The 17,745-nt window shown below is 68.0% G+C and carries 11 protein-coding genes and 2 pseudogenes; 10 read left to right on the forward strand and 3 right to left on the reverse strand.

Annotated features, from left to right (window positions below):
* Positions 1-103: 103 nt before the first annotated feature.
* Both FVA80_RS28350 and FVA80_RS30815 read right to left on the reverse strand, forming a co-directional pair.
* Positions 104-1,827: pseudogene (locus FVA80_RS28350) on the reverse strand (gamma-glutamyltransferase).
* Positions 1,828-1,881: 54 nt separating this feature from the next.
* Positions 1,882-2,046, reverse strand: coding sequence for a hypothetical protein (locus tag FVA80_RS30815; RefSeq protein ID WP_187193534.1), 165 nt, complete (start codon positions 2,044-2,046; stop codon positions 1,882-1,884).
* 101 nt (positions 2,047-2,147) lie between these two features.
* Between FVA80_RS30815 and FVA80_RS28355 the strand changes: the two are divergent.
* The 9 genes and pseudogenes from FVA80_RS28355 to FVA80_RS28395 all read left to right on the forward strand — a co-directional run bounded on the left by FVA80_RS28355 (position 2,148) and on the right by FVA80_RS28395 (position 15,345).
* Positions 2,148-2,754: pseudogene (locus tag FVA80_RS28355) on the forward strand (HupE/UreJ family protein).
* 129 nt (positions 2,755-2,883) lie between these two features.
* The gene (locus FVA80_RS28360) at positions 2,884-3,570 is read left to right on the forward strand and encodes a metal ABC transporter permease (RefSeq protein ID WP_147910108.1); all 687 of its coding nucleotides are present in this window, start codon (positions 2,884-2,886) and stop codon (positions 3,568-3,570) included.
* Positions 3,571-4,004: 434 nt separating this feature from the next.
* Positions 4,005-5,654 (forward strand): porin, encoded by a 1,650-nt coding sequence (locus FVA80_RS28365; protein ID WP_147910107.1) that lies wholly within the window; start codon positions 4,005-4,007, stop codon positions 5,652-5,654.
* 921 nt (positions 5,655-6,575) lie between these two features.
* Entirely contained in the window at positions 6,576-8,162 is a 1,587-nt protein-coding gene (locus tag FVA80_RS28370) for a porin (protein WP_147910106.1), read from the forward strand.
* A gap of 406 nt (positions 8,163-8,568) precedes the next feature.
* The gene (locus FVA80_RS28375; RefSeq protein WP_147910105.1) at positions 8,569-10,170 is read left to right on the forward strand and encodes a porin; all 1,602 of its coding nucleotides are present in this window, start codon (positions 8,569-8,571) and stop codon (positions 10,168-10,170) included.
* A 129-nt stretch (positions 10,171-10,299) separates the two neighbouring features.
* Positions 10,300-10,539: a hypothetical protein gene (locus FVA80_RS28380; protein ID WP_147910104.1), complete on the forward strand. Its 240-nt coding sequence runs from the start codon at positions 10,300-10,302 to the stop codon at positions 10,537-10,539.
* A 238-nt stretch (positions 10,540-10,777) separates the two neighbouring features.
* Complete coding sequence (locus FVA80_RS28385) at positions 10,778-12,370, forward strand: porin (protein WP_147910103.1); 1,593 nt, start codon at positions 10,778-10,780, stop codon at positions 12,368-12,370.
* Positions 12,371-12,642: 272 nt separating this feature from the next.
* Complete coding sequence (locus FVA80_RS28390) at positions 12,643-14,013, forward strand: 2-hydroxycarboxylate transporter family protein (RefSeq protein WP_147854424.1); 1,371 nt, start codon at positions 12,643-12,645, stop codon at positions 14,011-14,013.
* A 24-nt stretch (positions 14,014-14,037) separates the two neighbouring features.
* Positions 14,038-15,345, forward strand: coding sequence for an MFS transporter (locus tag FVA80_RS28395; RefSeq protein ID WP_147910102.1), 1,308 nt, complete (start codon positions 14,038-14,040; stop codon positions 15,343-15,345).
* Positions 15,346-15,355: 10 nt separating this feature from the next.
* On the opposite strand, the gene FVA80_RS28400 is transcribed toward FVA80_RS28395, so the two are convergent.
* Positions 15,356-16,009, reverse strand: a complete 654-nt coding sequence (locus FVA80_RS28400; RefSeq protein WP_147910101.1) for a GntR family transcriptional regulator — start codon at positions 16,007-16,009, stop codon at positions 15,356-15,358.
* Between the two features lie 118 nt (positions 16,010-16,127).
* Here FVA80_RS28400 and tcuA point away from each other — a divergent pair, with 118 nt between their 5' ends.
* Positions 16,128-17,624: an FAD-dependent tricarballylate dehydrogenase TcuA gene (gene tcuA, locus FVA80_RS28405; RefSeq protein ID WP_147910100.1), complete on the forward strand. Its 1,497-nt coding sequence runs from the start codon at positions 16,128-16,130 to the stop codon at positions 17,622-17,624.
* Positions 17,625-17,745 lie beyond the last annotated feature (121 nt).

A 17,745-nucleotide genomic window follows, 5' to 3' on the forward strand; every position in this document is an offset into this window, starting at 1 on the left:
CACCCGGGCCGCGATGTGGTCCCTCTCCCGCCCGGGAGAGGGGACGCGCGTTGCGTCCGCGCATCCCTGATCCGGCAGCCCCGAACGCGGGGCCGCCGGCCCCTCAATACCCCATAGCCGCCCCGTCCTTGCGCGGGTCCGAGCCCGCCACCAGCGTGCCGGCCGCGCGGTCGATCCAGATGATCTGGCCGCCGCCCAGCGGCAGAGGCGCCCGGATCGCCGGGTGGCCGCGTGCGATCAGTCCGGCCATCGCGGCGTCCGAGATGCCGGTCTCGAGTTCCAGGCTGTCGCCATACGCGAAGCTGCGCGGGGCATCGAGCGCGGCCTGCACGTCGAGGCCCCGGTCGAGGATGCCCGACAGCAGCTCGACATGGCCCATGGCCTGGTAATGGCCACCCATCACGCCGAACGGCGCGACCGCCTGTCCGTCCTTCATCAGCATGCCCGGGATGATCGTGTGCATCGGCCGCTTGCCCGGCCCGATGCTGTTCGGGTGCCCGGCTTCCGTGCGGAACGACAGGCCGCGGTTGTGCAGCAGCACGCCGCTCTCCGGCGCCAGGATGCCCGAGCCGAAGCCCTGGAACACCGAGTTGATCAGCGACAGCGCGTTGCCGTCCCGATCGACCACGCAGAGATAGACGGTGTCCTTGTGGGCCCGCTCCTCGGCGATCTCCCGGGCGATCTCGGGATAGATCTCCGGCACCCGCGCCCGGCCCATGTCGATCGCCCCGTGGGCGGCGGCCTTCCAGGCATCCGACAGCAGGTGCTCCACCGGCACCCGGGCGAGGGCGGCGTCGCCGAACAGCACGTCCCGGTGATGGTAGGCCTGCTTGCAAGTCTCTGCGAACAGGTGGAGCCGGTCCAGGTCTGACAGGGCGCCGACGTCGTGATGCGACAGCACGTTCAGCATCATCAGCGCCGCGAGGCCCTGGCCGGCGGGCGGGCACTCGTAGACGTCGTAGCCGCGGTAGCGGGTCGAGACCGGCGTGACCACGTCCGGCCGCGACGTGGCGAAATCATCCCGGGTGTGCAGGCCGCCGAGGGCGTTGAGCCGGCGGACCATGTCGTCGGCCACCGGTCCTTCATAGAAGCCGCGCGGGCCCTCGTCGGCGATGCGGCGGAGCGTGGCGGCGAGTTTCGGCAGCCGGAAGACGCTGCCGATCGCCGGGGCCTTGCCGCCGATCAGGTAGGTCTCGGCGGCGTGGGGGTCGCCGGCCACCCGGGGCACGCCGCGCAACCAGTCCCAGCCGACGCGCTGTTGGATCACGAACCCGTCCTCGGCGTAGCGGATCGCCGGCTGCAGCAATTCACCCAGCGGGCGCGTGCCGTGCTGGCGCACCAGCATGTCCCAGGCTCCGATCGCCCCCGGTACCGTGACCGCGTGCGGCGAGGCCGGCGTGATCGCGGCGCCGTGCTCGGCGTACCAGTCGGGCGTGGCGGCGGCCGGCGCCCGCCGGACCCGTCCAGCGCGATCGGCCGGGAGGCGCCGGCCGGGGCATAGAGGGCGAAGCAATCGCCGCCGATGCCGGTCATCAGCGGATCGACCACGCACTGCACCGCCACCGCGGCGATCCCGGCATCGACGGCGTTGCCGCCCGCGCGCAGGATCTCGATGGCGGCCAGGGTCGAGGCGGGATGCGAGGTCGCGACGGCGGCGTTGGCGGCGTAGACCGGGGAGCGCCCGGGTGCGGAGAAATCTCTCACGGGAAATCCTGTCCTGTGCGATCGAGCCGCTGGTCGTCCGCCCCCGCCGGAGAAGGGGCGCCGCCACCGCTCATGCCGAACCGCCGGCGAGGCCCTCTCGGCGCCGGCGTGAAACGGTATCATGTATTCAAGTGATCCGCAGCGCTACGGCCGCCGGTGCTGTACCCCGGTTCCTTGTCACGCCGTCTCGATGATCGAGACCTTGCCGCCGCGCTCGACGATCCCGACCGCGACCGTGTCGAACTCGTCCAGGCCTTGCTGGCGGGCGGCGGTGCGGATGTCGGCCTGCTGCACACGCGGCGCCTCCCGATACCCATCCAGGGCGAGATTCTCCGCGCGCAACCGCGGTGTCCCGCCCATGGCCGGAGGGGCCGCGGGCCGGGGCACTCGCCGTGCCGCGGGATCGGCGCTACCTTCGGTCTTACAACCGCGAAGGATATCCGATGAAGCGCCTGCTCGCCGCCCCGCTCGTCTCCAGCCTTGCCGCCCTTCCCGCCGCGTTCGCGCTGCTGCCGCAGGCGGCTCTGGCCCATCCCGGCCACGGGGCTGCGCTTCGGCGCCGGGGCCGGCTTCCTGCATCCGCTGCTCGGCGCCGACCACGTGCTGGCGATGGTCGCGGTCGGCCTGCTGGCGGCCCTGCGCGGCGGCCGGGCGCTCTGGGCACTGCCTCTCCTTCCTGGCGCTCATGAGCGTGGGGGCGGGCCTGGGGATGGCCGGCGTCGCGCTGCCCTATGCCGAGACCGGGATCGCACTCTCCATCGTGGTGTTCGGCGTGGCCGCGATCGTCGGCCTGCGGGCGCCGGTTGCGCTGCTCGCCAGCCTCGTCGGCGTTTTCGCGGTGTTCCACGGCTACGCCCACGGCGCCGAGATGCCGGAGACCGCCTCGGGCCTGGCCTTCGGGTTCGGCTTCCTGGCCGCGACCGCGCTCCTGCACGGGGCCGGGATCGGGCTTCGAATCACCGCGTCGCGGCTTGGCGCCACCCGGGCCGCGCCGGCCCTCGGCGCCGCCGTCGCGGCGGCGGGCCTGCGCTGCTGGCGCTGCCGGCCTGAGCGCTAACGTCCCGGTTACACCCGTCCGCAGGGGCTTGATGTCACGGGCGCGAGGGGCTGACACGGTTGCGCCGAGTCCCAGGTCATGCGCGCCGCCACCGTTCCGGCGGCGATAGGACTCCCGCCACCATGTCAAAACTCCCGACCCTCGCCCTGGCGAGCCTCCTGGCGCTCGCCACCTCCGCACACGCCGCCGCGCCGCCCGAGCGCCTGCGCGGCACGATCGAGGCCGTCGAGGGCGGCGGCTTCACCCTCAAGACCCTGGACGGGAAGAGCCAGCGGGTGACCCTGGCGCCGGACGCCAAGGTCTCTTGGGTCGTCCCGGCCCAGCTCGATCAGATCAAGGACGGCGTCTTCATCGGAACCGCCACCAAGGGCGAGCCGCCGATCGCCCTGGAGGTCGTGCTGTTCCCGGAATCGATGCGCGGCACCGGTGAGGGCCATTACGACTGGGATATGCTTCCCGATCACACCGGCAGCGCCGCGGTGAAGAGCACCATGACCAACGGCACCGTGAAGTCCGCCGTACCCGCGACCGCGCCGGACGCCCCCCGGGTCAAGAGCGCGATGACGAACGGTACCGTGAAGGCGAGCGGGGGCGGCGCGGAGCGCACCCTCACGGTCGATTACGGCAAGGGCCAGTCGCTCCAGATCCTGGTTCCGCCGCAGGCCCCGGTGGTCACCTTCGAGGCTGCGGATTCCGGTGCGATCACCGCCGGCGCCAAGGCGTTCGTGGTGGCTGCGCGGGGCGAGGACGGCAAAGTCACGGCGCGGCGCGTCGCCGTCGGCAAGAACGGCCTGACGCCGCCGATGTGAAGTGTGGTCGGGCGCAAAGCCCGGCGCGCCGTCTCGACATCCTGCGATGACGCCGCCGCAGCCGCCGGCGTCACCCCCACGTTCGGACCGCCCCGGCCCTTCCCGGTGCTCGGGCGGTCCCGTCCATGCCCGGTTCGACAGCACTCCTGCCACTCCGGAAAGCATATCGGTACATCCGGCAAGCTGTTGCCGGCTAACGCGTTCTGATATTGTTGCCGGGCGGCAACATCGCACAGGAACCAATTTATCCGAGCCGAATTCTGATTGCTCGCCGAAACCCGTTCGCACATGGTGATCGTGCACGGGGGCATCGCCAAGCGAGAGCCCGCAGGAGCCTGCCACCCAAGACGCAGGCCAAACCTACAAGACGAGCGGCAAGATCCGGAAAACCGGGCATGTCCGCATCATCGGGTCTCGAAGCTTTGGAGATGTCTATGAAGCTCTTGAAGAGCTCACTGCTCGGTTCTGCAGCCGCCTTCGCGGCCATCGGAGCCGCACACGCCGCCGACCTTCCGGTCAAGAAGGCGGTCCCGATCGAGTACGTCCGCGTCTGCTCGGCCTACGGCGCCGGCTTCTTCTACATTCCTAACACCGACACCTGCCTGCGTCTCTCCGGCCGCGCCCGGTTCGAGGGCGGCTACATGACCAGCTACTCGCGTCAGTTCGGTAACGGCGGCGACACCTCGGGCTACCAGGGTCGCATGCGCATCAACCTTGATGCCCGCACCCAGACCGCTTACGGCACCCTGCGCGCCTTCGTGCGTTTCGATGCCGGCGCCCGCACCGGCTATTCCGGCGTCGGCACCTCCGGCACCCAGCAGCGTATCGGCCAGGCCTATCCCGGCCTCGGCATCGACAGCTTCGGCCGCGACCAGCAGTTCGCCAACGTCGACAAGGCGTTCATCCAGTTCGCCGGCCTGACCGCCGGTCGTGCGTCCTCGTTCTTCGACTTCTACGCTCACGATTTCGAGCTCGCCGGCGCCACCGCGGGTTCGGACATCGCGTCCACCAACCTGCTCGCCTACACCGCCACCCTCGGCAACGGCCTGTCAGCCACGATCTCGGCCGAAGACCCGGTCTTCCGCCGCAGCCCGATCTACTCGCCGTCCAACAACCCCGGCGGCGTCACCGTCAACGCGTCGATCGCGAACTTCGCGCAGACCAATTCGCCGGCTCCGGTGTTCATCGGTTACACCGGTGCCACCCCCACCCGCTTCAGCCAGGTCGATGTGATCCAGCGTTCGCGGATGCCGGACGTCGTCGGCGCCCTGCGCCTCGACCAGGCCTGGGGTTCAGCCCAGGTCTCCGCGGCAGTTCACGAGTTGAACGTCGGCAACGTCCAGAACGGCGCTGGTACCGGCACCGGCTCGAACGTCAGCATCCCGCACGCCAACAACTCGTATGGCTACGCGGTGCAGGGCGGTCTGAAGATCAACACCCCGTTCATCGCTCCGGGTGATGCGCTCTACCTGCAGGGTGCCTACGGCAGTGGCTCCCAGCTCTACACCGGATACTCCTCGTTCAGCGGTTCCTACTCGCAGAACGCCGCGACCATCCAGGGCCAGAAGTTCAACCAGTTCTTCAACGACGCGAGCGTCAACCCGTTCACGGGGCAGCTCGAGCAGTCGCAGAGCTTCACGGTTGTCGCTTCGTACCTGCACTACTGGTCGCCGGAGTGGCGCTCGGCCGTCTTCGGCTCGTACGGTGAGATGGACTTCACCCAGCGTGCTCGTTCTGCTCAGGGTGCAGCGTTCTCGGTCATCAACCCGAACGGAACGAACAGCTTCGGCGCCAACGCGGTTGGTGTGCCCGGCACAAGATTCTATCAGCTCAGCGAAGCCCTGCGCGACACCTACCAGTTCGTCGCCGGTGCGAGCTTGATCTGGTCGCCGGTGAAGGACCTCGATATCGGTGTCGAGGGCTACTACACCCAAATCGGTGTCAAGAACGGACGCGTGATCGACAAGGACAAGGATCCGACCGCTTACTCCCGCGTCGGTGCGATCAATGCCGGTGGCGCAGTTGCTACCACCACGGCGGACTCGGTGTCCTCCTTCCGCTTCCGCGTCCAGCGCGACTTCTAAGCCGCATCGTCGGCGCGGGGATACACCCCCCGCGCCGGTTCCACGGATCTCAAGGCCCAGCCCTCCGGCTGGGCCTTTTTCGTTGTCGGCGGGCGCGATGAAGCCGGACGGAGCGCCCGCTCCGCTTCCGGACGTCGCCGCGGCAGGGCCGCCGCCGAACGGTTCCCGGCGGCGCCGCCACACACGGGCTCCGGACCGAACCCGCGAAGCCCGCATCCGGCACGGATCCCGGCCCGACCGCGTCTCCAGCCCGCGCCGCTGACCGGCTCTGGGTTCCGGTGCCCGGGGCGCACCGCTCGAACGCCCCGCTCTCCCCATGCCCACCGCGTCCCGACGCGCCGCCGTGGCTGTCGTCCGGCAGCGCCGTCGCCGGGAATGCCGTCACCGCACGAATCGATTCGCGAATCACGGACGGAATCGGCGCGACGGATCTTCACGGACCGGCCGTGGCGATCGTTACCGACGCACGGCGTTGTGGCCAAAGCGGCCGGCGACCCGGCCGCTCGAGACAAAGCGCCGCCGCGTCCGCAAGGGATGAGCCTGGGCCCGGATGTATCCGCGGATTCAGGCGCGCGCAGATAAAAATTTTGGCCGCGGTGATATCTCTCGAGAGACGTTCGCAATAAATATCCGCGCTAGAATTTCCGCTTATAAAATCATTGCACTCAGTAATACTTCAAAACAATTTTGTGACGTTGCGACGTTACAACAACGCAAATCAATTCCACAGATCTAATGATATCGATGTTGCTTGGATAAGCTGCGACAGATCATAAGAAACGGCATAGAGAAATCTCGGACGCGAGATCTCTCTAAATAATTTGCACTTAAGATTGCAGAATTCAACAACATCGATCGCTGCGAGGGTCGGATAAACCGGACTCGTTGGTGTTATCGGGTCTCGAAGCTTTGGAGATATCTATGAAGCTCTTGAAGAGCTCGCTGCTCGGCTCGGCCGCCGCCTTCGCGGCGATCGGAGCCGCCCAGGCCGCCGACCTTCCGATCAAGAAGGCGGCGCCGATCGAGTACGTCCGCGTCTGCTCCGCCTTCGGGGCCGGCTTCTTCTACATTCTCAACACCGACACCTGCCTGCGCATCTCGGGCCGCGCCCGGTTCGAGGGCGGCTACATGGCCAGCTACTCGCGCCAGGGCTCCAACGGCGACACCTCGGGCTACCAGGGCCGGATGCGCATCAACATGGATGCCCGCACCCAGACCGCCTACGGTACGCTCCGCGCCTTCGTGCGCCTCGATGCCGGCAGCCGCACCGGCTATTCCGGCATCGGCCAGTCCGGCACCCAGCAGCGCATCGGCCAGGCCTACGCCTCAACGGGCGTCGATCAGGTGGGTCGCGATCAGCAATACATGAACGTCGACAAGGCGTTCATCCAGTTCGCCGGCCTGACCGCCGGTCGCGCGTCCTCGTTCTTCGACTTCTACGCGCACGACTTCGAGATCACCGGCAGCACGCTCGGCTCGGACAACGCCTCGACCAACCTGCTCGCCTACACGGCGGTGCTGGGCAACGGCGTGTCGGCGACCCTGTCGGTGGAAGACCCGGTCTTCCGCCGCACGCCGATCTTCGCGCCCTACGCGTCCACCGTCAGCCCCGTGTTCGTCGGCTACACCCGGGGCGCTCCGACCGTGCTGAGCACCATCGACACCGTCCAGCGCGAGCGTCTGCCCGACTTCGTCGGTGCCCTGCGCCTCGATCAGGCCTGGGGCTCGGCTCAGATCTCGGCCGCCACCCATGAGCTGAACGTCGGCAATATCGCGACGAATCCCGTCGCAGGCACGAACGTCAACATCGCGCACACCAACAGCGTCCAGGCCTGGGCGGTGCAGGGCGGCCTGAAGGTGAACACCCCGTTCGTCGCGCCGGGCGACGCTCTGTACCTCCAGGGCGCCTACAGCGACGGCGCGCAGCTCTACACGGGCTATTCCGCGTATAGCGGGTCCTACGCGCAGAACCCGGCGACGATCCAGGGCCAGAAGTTCAACCAGTTCTTCTCGGACGCGACGATCAATCCGTTCACCGGCCAGCTGCAGACCTCGCAGAGCTTCACCGCGGTGGCGTCGTACCTGCACTATTGGTCGCCGGAATGGCGTTCGGCCCTGTTCGGCTCCTACGGTGAGCAGAGCTTCTCCCGCGCCGCCCGTCTCGCGCAGGGGGGCGCCTATGGCCTCGCGGGCTCGAGCCTCATCTCCGGCCCCAACGCCGTCGGCGTGCCGGGCACCCGGTTCTATCAGCTCAGCCAGGCGCTTCGCGACAACTACCAGTTCGTCGCTGGTGCGAGCCTGATCTGGTCGCCGGTGAAGGACCTCGATATCGGCGTCGAGGGCTACTACACGCAGATCGGCCTGAAGAGCGGCCGGGTGATTGACCAGGACAAGAGCCCGACCGCCTACAACAACGTCGCCGGCATCAACAACGGCACCTTCGTGCCGCGTACCGCGACGCAGGACTCGATCTCGCAGGTCCGCTTCCGCGTCCAGCGCGACTTCTGATCGCCAGAGCGGTGCCGGGGCTTCGGTCCCGGCGCCCGTCCTCGTGCATCTCGACTTCGAAGGCCCGGCTCCGCGCCGGGTCCTTTTTGTACCGGACGCCCCGCGCCGACCGGTCGCGCCAGATCCGGCGGGCCCGGCATCGCGCCGTCATTGGCGCCGGCACGATGTCCGAAAGGTCCGGTCGCACTGCACCTGCCGCGTCGGTCTTGGCCGAGGCCTCCACCAGCGGCGTGACGCCCGGGGGCATCGACACGCTGTCTTTATTCGCGCGCTGGGCTCGCACGAATCTGTTTGTAAAAGCAATAACGTGATAAAAGCAAAAATATAAATACCGAATTACTGACTTATAGTCAGGATATGTGATCGTTTAGATTTTAAAAACAAGACCAAACCATTGGGGCTGGCGATGCGGTTATTGACATCTCTTCTGCTGGGCTCGCCCTCCGTGCTCGCGCTAGCCGGGGGAGCCAACGCGGCCGACCGTCCGGTCGGGACGGCGGCGCCGATCGCGTATGTCCGGGTCTGCTCGGCCTACGGCGCCGGCTTCTTCTTCATCCCGGGCGCCGACACCTGCCTGCGCATCTCCGGCCGCGCCCGGTTCGAGGGCGGCTACATCACCAGCTATACCCGGCAGGCCGGCTCCAACGGCGGCGACACGTCGGGCTATCGCGGGCTGCTGCGCTTCAACCTCGATGCCCGCACCCAGACCGCCTACGGCACCCTGCGCGCCTTCGTGCGCCTCGAGGCCGGCAGCCGGTCCGGTGCGGCCGGCGTGGGCCGATCCGGCACCCAGGAGCGCATCGGCTCGGCCTACGTCGCCACCGGCGTCGATCAGGCCGGGCGCGTCCAGCAGGTCGTGAACGTCGACAAGGCGTTCATCCAGTTCGCCGGGCTCACGGCCGGTCGCGCCTCCTCGTTCTTCGACTTCTATGCCCACGATTTCGAGCTGTCGGGCAGTACCGCCGGCTCGGATGTCGCCTCGACCAACCTGCTCGCCTACACGGCGACCCTCGGCAACGGCCTGTCGGCGACCCTCTCGGTGGAAGACCCGGTCTTCCGCCGCACGCCGATCTTCGCGCCCTCGGGGGGCGCCACTCCGGTCAGCCCGGTGTTCGTCGGCTATACACGCGGCGCCCCGTCGAGCTTCGCCGCCATCGACAGCATCCAGCGCGAGCGGCTGCCGGATTTCGTCGGCGTCCTGCGCCTCGACCAAGCCTGGGGCTCCGCACAGCTCTCGGCCGCCACCCATGAGCTGAACGTCGGCAACGTCGGGCTCGGCACCGGTTCGAACGCCGCCGTCGCGCACACCAACAGCGTCCAAGGCTGGGCGGTGCAGGGCGGCGTGAAAGTGAACACGCCGTTCGTCGCGCCGGGCGACGCCCTGTACCTGCAGGGGGCCTACGGCGACGGCGCACAATTCTACACGGGCTATTCCGCGTTCAGCGGTTCCGCCGGACAGAGCCCGGCGACGATCCAGGGCCAGACATTCCAGCAATTCTTCTCGGACGCCACGATCGACCCGTTCACGGGCCGGCTGCAGACCTCGCAGAGCTTCACCGCGGTGGCGTCGTATCTGCACTACTGGTCGCCGGACTGGCGCTCGGCCGTCTTCGGCTCCTACGGCGCGCAGGCCTTCTCCCGCGGCGCCCGCCCCGCGCAGGGCGCGGCCTACGGCCTGGTGAGCACCCTCGCCGGCGGCAATCCCTTCGGCACCAACGCGGTCGGCGTCCCGGGCACGCGGTTTTATCAACTGAGCCAGGCGCTCCGCGACACCGACCAGTTCGTGGCCGGCGCGAGCTTGATCTGGTCGCCGGTGAAGGACCTCGATGTCGGCGTCGAGGGCTACTACACGCAGATCGGCCTGAAGAGCGGCCGGGCGATCGATCTCGACAAGAGCCCCGGCGCCTACGGTGCCATCGCTCAGATCAACGCCGGCAGTTTCGTCCCCCGCACGACGACCCAGGATTCGGTCTCGCAGATCCGCCTGCGGGTCCAACGCGACTTCTGAGCCCGTATCGCGGCGCCGCGGCATCCGAGGCCCGGCCCTGCACCGGGCCTCCTTGGTTTCGCGAATCGCGGCGGGAGGTTCCCCGGCACCGGACTGAGCGGTGGCGCTCGAGGGCCTCGCGATTCGTCGATGAGGACCGGCGCGCCGGTCCTCGGTCAGGATGGCGGCTCGATCGCCGCCGATCACGACGCGGTTGGCGCAAGCGCGCCACCTGTGTGGGCCGGTGCACCGCCCCTTCGGCAAGACGGCCGCATCGCCAAGCCATTCGTCATGATTAATGATCGATCGCATCTTGCTCGACCAAATGAATTGACAGCACAGCTAGTTGGTTTGACTGCCAATATCTTCCAATTATTATTGATATCATAGTGGATTGAAAAGTTGCCCGCATTAAGTTGCAGATCAGCAACAAGATCATAAATGCTATGACGACTCATTGAATCGCTGTTGCTTGCTAAAGATCGGGATCCCAGGATCGTCCGAGACAGAAGTGATGCGCGAAAAACGGTGCGTCGCTCTTCTACAAATAAAAAAATCTAAGAAAAATCTGCGTCTGCAGAAAACGGGAAGCGTTGCCGTCTTCGGCTTCAAACTTCTGGGGGTCTTGATGACTTTATTGAACCGTTTCTTGCTCGGATCCGCGACCGCGTTCGTCGCAGTTGGTTCCGCCCACGCTGCCGACCTTCCGATCAAGAAGGCGGCGCCGATCGAGTACGTCCGCGTCTGCTCCGCCTTCGGGGCCGGCTTCTTCTACATCGCTGACACCGACACCTGCCTGCGCATCTCGGGCCGCGCCCGGTTCGAGGGTGCGTACCAGACCTCGTCCAGCCGCCAGCCGGGCGCTGTCGGCGAGACGTCGGGCTATCGCGGGTTGGCGCGCTTCAACCTGGATGCCCGCACCCAGACGGCCTACGGCGCCCTGCGCGCCTTCGTGCGCCTGGATGCCGCCTCCCGCACGGGCGTCATCCATTCCGGCACCATGCTGCGCATCGGCCAGGCCTACGGCGCCACCGGTGTCGACGAGCGGGGCCAGGCGCAGCAATACGTGAACGTCGACAAGGCGTTCATCCAGTTCGCCGGCCTCACCGCCGGTCGCGCGTCGTCGTTCTACGACTTCTACGCCCACGATTTCGAGATGTACGGCGCGACGTCCGGCTCCGACAATTCCTCGACCAACCTGCTCGCCTACACGGCCACCTTGAGCAACGGCGTCACGGCGACCCTGTCGGTGGAAGACCCGGTCTTCACCCGCTCTCCGGTCTTCTCACCGACTGCGACCGCGGTCGCGCCCGTCTTCGTCGGCTACACCGGCGGCCGGCCGTCGCGCTACGGCAACGTCGACGCCGTCCAGCGCTCGCGGCTGCCCGATTTCGTCGGCGCCCTGCGGGTCGATCAGGCCTGGGGCTCCGCCCAGATCTCGGCCGCCACGCACGAGATCAACGTCGGCAACCTCAGCACCAACCCGGCCGCGGGAGCGGGCGGCGTTCTCACCGGGATCCGGCATGCCAATTCGGTCCAGGGTTGGGGCGTGCAGGGCGGCGTGAAGATCAACCTGCCGGCGATTGCCCCGGGGGATACCCTCTACCTGCAGGGGGCCTACGCCAACGGCGCACAGAGCTATGCCGGCTATTGCATGGTCGCCGGCTGCTACGCGCAGTCCAACACCGGCTTCGATACGCAGAAGTTCGAGCAGTACTTCGCCGACGCGTCGGTCAACCCGTTCACCGGCCAGCTCCAGACTTCGACCAGCTTCTCGGCGGTGGCGTCGTACCTGCACTACTGGTCGCCGGAATGGCGCTCGGCCCTCTTCGGCTCATACGGCGAGCAGGATTTCTCGGCCAGTGCCCGCCTGGCCCAGGGCGCCCTGTTCAGCCTGGTGAACCCGAGCGGCAACAGCTTCGGGACCAATGGCGTCGGCGTCCCCGGCACCCGGTTCTACCAGCTGAGCCAAGCCCTGCGGGACACTTACCAGTACGTGGTCGGCGGCAGCCTGATCTGGTCGCCGGTGCTCGATCTCGATATCGGTGTCGAGGCCTTCTACACCCAGATGGGTGTCAGGAACGGCCGCGTGATCGACCTCGACAAGGGCCCGGGTGCCTACGCGAACGTCGCCGCCATCAACGCCGGCACGTTCGTGCCGCGCACCGCGACGCAGGATTCGATGACGCACGTCCGCTTCCGCGTGCAGCGCGACTTCTGATCCGATCAGCCGGCGCCGGGCATCCAACCCCGGCGCCGTTCACGATCGTCTGTCCATGCGACGACTGAAGGTGCCGGCTTAATCCCTGACTCCAATACAGGCAGCGCGCTTTGTCCCGCGGTTCGCGTTGCCGCCCTGTGCGGGCGCTGATACGCCGGATCCGACTTTATCTCCGCCGACCGGGCGGCCCAGGTCGCGACCGTCGGGGCGATCGGGGCCGCACAGCGAAGGCCGGAAGGGCCCGCGCGTGGTCGGAAGTCCGGAGGAAGCCGATGACCAGTAGCGCCTCGACGAGTCCCGTGCCGACGCCGCTCAACGAGCGCCGCGCAGCACGGTTCTGGCCCGAGGGCTGGTGGCGCCTGGTCGACATGAAGATCGGCATCATTCCACTGCCGCTCTACGTCATCGTGGCGATCCTGCTGGTGGTCCTGGTCCAGGAGGGCGAGGTCAAGCCGGACGGGCCGACCATGATCGCCGTCCTGGTGATGGGCGGCTTCACCTGCGCCGAGATCGGCAAGCGCATCCCCATCCTGCGCAACATCGGCGCGGGCGCGATCTTCGCGACCTTCATCCCGTCGGCGCTCGTCTACTACAAGCTGGTGCCGCCCCAGATGGAGAAGGCGATCTTCGATTTCACGAAGTTCACCAACTTCCTCTACATCTACATCGCCACGATCATCGTCGGCTCGATCCTGGGCATGGATCGCGACGTCCTGATCAAGGGCTTCCTCAAGATCTTCGCACCCCTCGCGGTGGGCTCGGTGGCGGCCGCCATCGTCGGCACCCTGGTCGGCACCGCGCTCGGGCTCGGCCCCTACAAGACCTTCTTCTTCATCGTCGTGCCGATCATGGCCGGCGGCGTCGGCGAGGGCGCGATCCCGCTCTCCATCGGCTACGCGGCGATCCTGGGCCAGCAGCAGGGCGTCGTGTTCGCCCAGGTGCTGCCGCCGGTGATGCTCGGCTCGCTCACCGCGATCATCTTCGCTGGCACCCTCAACTATGTCGGCAAGCGCTATCCCCACCTCACCGGCGAGGGCCGGCTCCAGCCGGGCGCGGAGGGCATGGAATCCAGCGACGCCCAGGCCCGCTCCGAGGCGGCCCGCGGCCAGATCGACGCTGCCACGATCGGCGCGGCCGGGCTCACGGCCATCACCCTCTACCTGCTCGGGGTCGTAGCCCACCACCTCGTCGGCCTGCCGGCGCCGGTGGCGATGCTGTTCCTGGCGGTGTTCGCCAAGCTCGGCAGCGCCGTGTCGCCCCATCTCCAGGCTGGCGGCTTCGTGGTGTACAAGTTCGTGCAGGTCTCGATGACCTACCCGCTGCTCTTCGCCATCGGGGTGGCGCTGACCCCGTGGAACGAGCTGATGGCGGCGTTCACCCTGGTGAACCTGATCACCATCGTGTCGACGGTGTCCACGCTGATGGTCACCGGCTTCTTCGTCGGCCGCGCCCTCGGGATGTACCCGATCGAGACCGCGATCGTGAACGCCTGCCACAGCGGCCAGGGCGGCACCGGCGACGTGGCGATCCTCACGGCGGCCAACCGCATGGCGCTGATGCCGTTCGCCCAGATCGCCACCCGGATCGGCGGCGCCCTGACCGTCACCGGGACGATCATCGCGATGAAATGGATCGGCGCGTGAATCGAGACCGGGGAGCGTTGCATCATGGCCGGTGATCCGGGCGCCGTCGGGGCGAGCCTGCAATCCAGGATCGGGGCGATCCTCCGCTCGACGAGCGGCAACTTCCTGGAGATGTTCGATTTCTTCCTGTTCGGGTTCTACGCCAGCTCCATCGCGCGGGCGTTCTTCCCCTCGGGCAACGAGACCACCGAGCTGCTCCTGACCTTCGGGACCTTCTGGCTCGGCGCGCTGATGCGGCCCCTCGGGGCGATCGTGCTCGGCGCCTACATCGACCGGATCGGACGCCGGAAGGGCCTGATCGTCACCCTGGCGATCATGGCGAGCGGCACGGTGCTGATCGCCTTCTGCCCGAGCTACGGGACCATCGGCATCGCCGCGCCCCTGATCGTGCTGGCCGGCCGCCTGCTGCAGGGCTTCTCCGCCGGCGTCGAGATCGGCGGCGTCTCGATCTACCTGTTCGAGATCGCCACGCCCGGGCGGAAGGGCTTCTACACGTCGTTCCAGTCGGCGAGCCAGCAGGTGGCGATCATGTTCGCGGCCGTGATCGGCTACGGGCTGAACGCCTACCTGACCAAGCAGCAGATCGGCGATTTCGGCTGGCGCATCCCGTTCTTCATCGGCTGCCTGATCGTGCCGTTCATCTTCTTCATCCGGCGCTCCCTGCAGGAGACCCAGGAATTCGCCCAGCGGACCCACCATCCGAGCACGCGCGAGATCCTCACCACGGTCGCCGCCAACTGGCGGATCGTGCTGCTCGGCATGATGCTCTCCACCATGACCACGGTGACCTTCTACATGATCACCGTGTACACGCCGACCTTCGGCAAGACCGTCCTCAAGCTCACCGAGACCGACAGCCTCACCGTCACCCTGTGCGTGGCGATCACCAATTTCATCTGGCTGCCGGTGGGCGGCGCGCTGTCGGACGCGATCGGGCGTAAGCCCGTGCTGCTCACCATCTCGGTCCTGTCGCTGCTGACCACCTATCCGGCGCTGCACTGGCTGGTGGCCGATCCGACCTTCGCCAAGATGCTCGGCGTCGAATTGTGGTTCTCGTTCTTCTTCGGCGTCTACAACGGCGCGATGATCGTCTCGCTGTCCGAGGTCGTGCCGGCGCATGTGCGGGCCAGCGGCTTCTCCCTGGCCTACAGCCTCGCCACGGCCCTGTTCGGCACCGCCACCCCGATGGTCTCGACCTACCTGATCGAGCAGACCGGCGATCGGGCGGCCCCGAGCTACTGGCTGATGGCGGCGGCCGCCTGCGGGATCGTCGCCACGCTCAGCCTGTTCCGGGGCGGCAAGCGGGAAGCCAGGATCCCCGCCCACGCCTGACGCGGTGGGATCAGGTCGCCTGCCAGATCCGGATCCGCGTCTTGAAGGCGGCGCGGATATGGGCCCGCGCCGCCGCCTCGGCGCCGTCGCCGTCATGGGCGCGGATCGCCGCGACGATCGCGGCGTGCTCGTCGAGCGATTCGAGCGCGCGTTCCGGGGCGGCGAGCGTCGTCGCGCCCGGCAGCAGCACCAGCGACAGGCGCATCGTCTCCAGGGTGTGCTGCAGGAAGCGGTTGCGCGCGGCGGCGTGGATCTGTCGATGGAACAGGCGGTTGGTTCGCGCCAGCGCCGCCCCGTCGCCGGCCAGCGCCCGGTCCCGGGCAATCATCTCTTCCAGAAGCTCGGTCTCGACCGCGCTGGCATGGATCGCGGCGAGCCTGGCCGCGGTTCCCTCCAGCACCTCGCGCATGTCGTAGAGTTCGCTGACCTGCCCGTAATCGAGCTGCGCCACGCTGGCACCGCGGTGCGGCTCGTGGGCGACGAGGCCCTGCGCTTCCAGCCGGCCCAACGCCTCGCGCACCGGCGTGCGGCTGATCGCGAAACGCTCCGCCAGCTCGGCCTCGCGCAGGCGGCTGCCGGGGGCGAGCTCGCCCTCCTCGATCGCCTGCAGCAGCCGCTCGTAGGCGGCGGCACCGTTGGAGCGCTCAGACTCGCTCGCCTTCATGGCCGGGCTCTCCTCGGCCGTGGCCATAGCGCGAAACGATGGCCGCAGGAACGCTTGCTCCGCATTGCATGCAAGCGTATACAATAATGGAAGCGCGGTTCGGATGACGGAGGCGGCGATGCAGGATCGGCAGGCGGGACCCTTTGATATCGTGGTGGTTGGCTCCGGCAACGCCGCCATGAGCGCGGGCCTCGCCGCCCTGGAGCGCGGCGCCTCGGTGCTGATGATCGAGAAGGCGGAGCCGGATCTGGCCGGCGGCAACACCGCCTACACCGCCGGCGCCATGCGGTTCGTCTACCAGGGCAACGACGACCTGATCCCGCTGCTCGCCGACCCGGACGACCAGCGCCTGCCGCGGACCGATTTCGGCGCCTACACGGCGCAGACCTTCGAGACCGACCTCCTCGGCTTCAACGACGGCAGGCCGCTGTCGCGCGAGCAGCGCATCCTGATCGACGAGAGCGGCGCGGCCCTGCGCTGGCTCTCGACGCAAGGCGTGAAGTTCGAGCCGATCTACGCCCGGCAATCCTTCGAGAAGGACGGCCGCTTCGTGTTCTGGGGCGGCCTGACGCTCGCGACCCACGACGAGGGGTTCGGTCTCGCCCGTGCGGAGCTTGAGGCCTTCACGAAGGCCGGCGGCGAGATCCGCTACGGCTGCCCGGCCACCGGGCTGATCGTCGAGGCGGGCCGCGTCGTCGGCGTGGAGACGCCGCAGGGCGCGTTCCGGGCCGGGGCGGTGATCCTGGCCTGCGGCGGCTTCGAATCGAACCCCGCGCTGCGGACCCGGTTCATCGGCGCGGGCTGGGACAAGGCCCGGGTGCGCGGCACGCCGCACAACCGCGGCGACGGGCTGGAGATGGCGCTCGCGCTCGGCGCCAAGCCGCACGGCTTCTACGGCGGCTGCCACGCCACCCCGATGGACCTGCACACGCCCGATTACGGCAACCTCGACCTGCCGCACGGCGAGCGCAAGCACTACCGCAAGATCTGCTACTTCCTGGGCCTCATGCTGAATGCCGCCGGGCAGCGGTTCGTCGACGAGGGCAAGAACTTCCGCAACTACACCTACGCCCAGTTCGGCCGCTCGATCATGGAGCAGCCCGGGCACGTCGCCTGGCAGATCTTCGACGCCAAGGTCGATCACCTGCTCTACAGCGAGTACCGGTTCCACGACGCCCACTTCGTCGAGGCCGACACGCTCGACGGGCTGCTCGACAGGCTCGACGGCATCGACCGCGCGGCGGCCCGGCGCACCATCGCGGATTTCAACGCCGCCGTGGACGATGCCGTGCCGTTCGACCCCACCGTTAAGGACGGCCGCGGCACCAAGGGGCTGCCCCTGCCGAAGTCGAACTGGGCGCAGGCGATCGAGACCGGGCCGTTCAAGGCCTACCCGGTTACGGGCGGCATCACCTTCACGTATGGCGGCGTCGAGGTCGGGGAGGGTGGCGGCGTCCGGCGCGAGGACGGCAGCGAGATCCCCGGTCTCTACGCCTGCGGCGAGATGGTCGGCGGCGTGTTCTTCAACGGCTATCCCGGCGGCTCGGGCCTGACCTCCGGCGTGGTCTTCGGGCGGCGGGCCGGCTACGGCGCCGCGGAGGCCGTGCGGGGTTAGAAGATCCGGTGGTTTCTCGGATCTCTTCGTCAATCGCGGATCCCAAGGCCGCAGGATGAACCACCTTGTCATTCCGGGGCGCCGCAGGCGGCCCCGGGATGACAAGGAGGGTGATGGAACG

Origin of the sequence: Methylobacterium sp. WL1, assembly GCF_008000895.1 — a bacterium.
GTDB lineage: Bacteria > Pseudomonadota > Alphaproteobacteria > Rhizobiales > Beijerinckiaceae > Methylobacterium.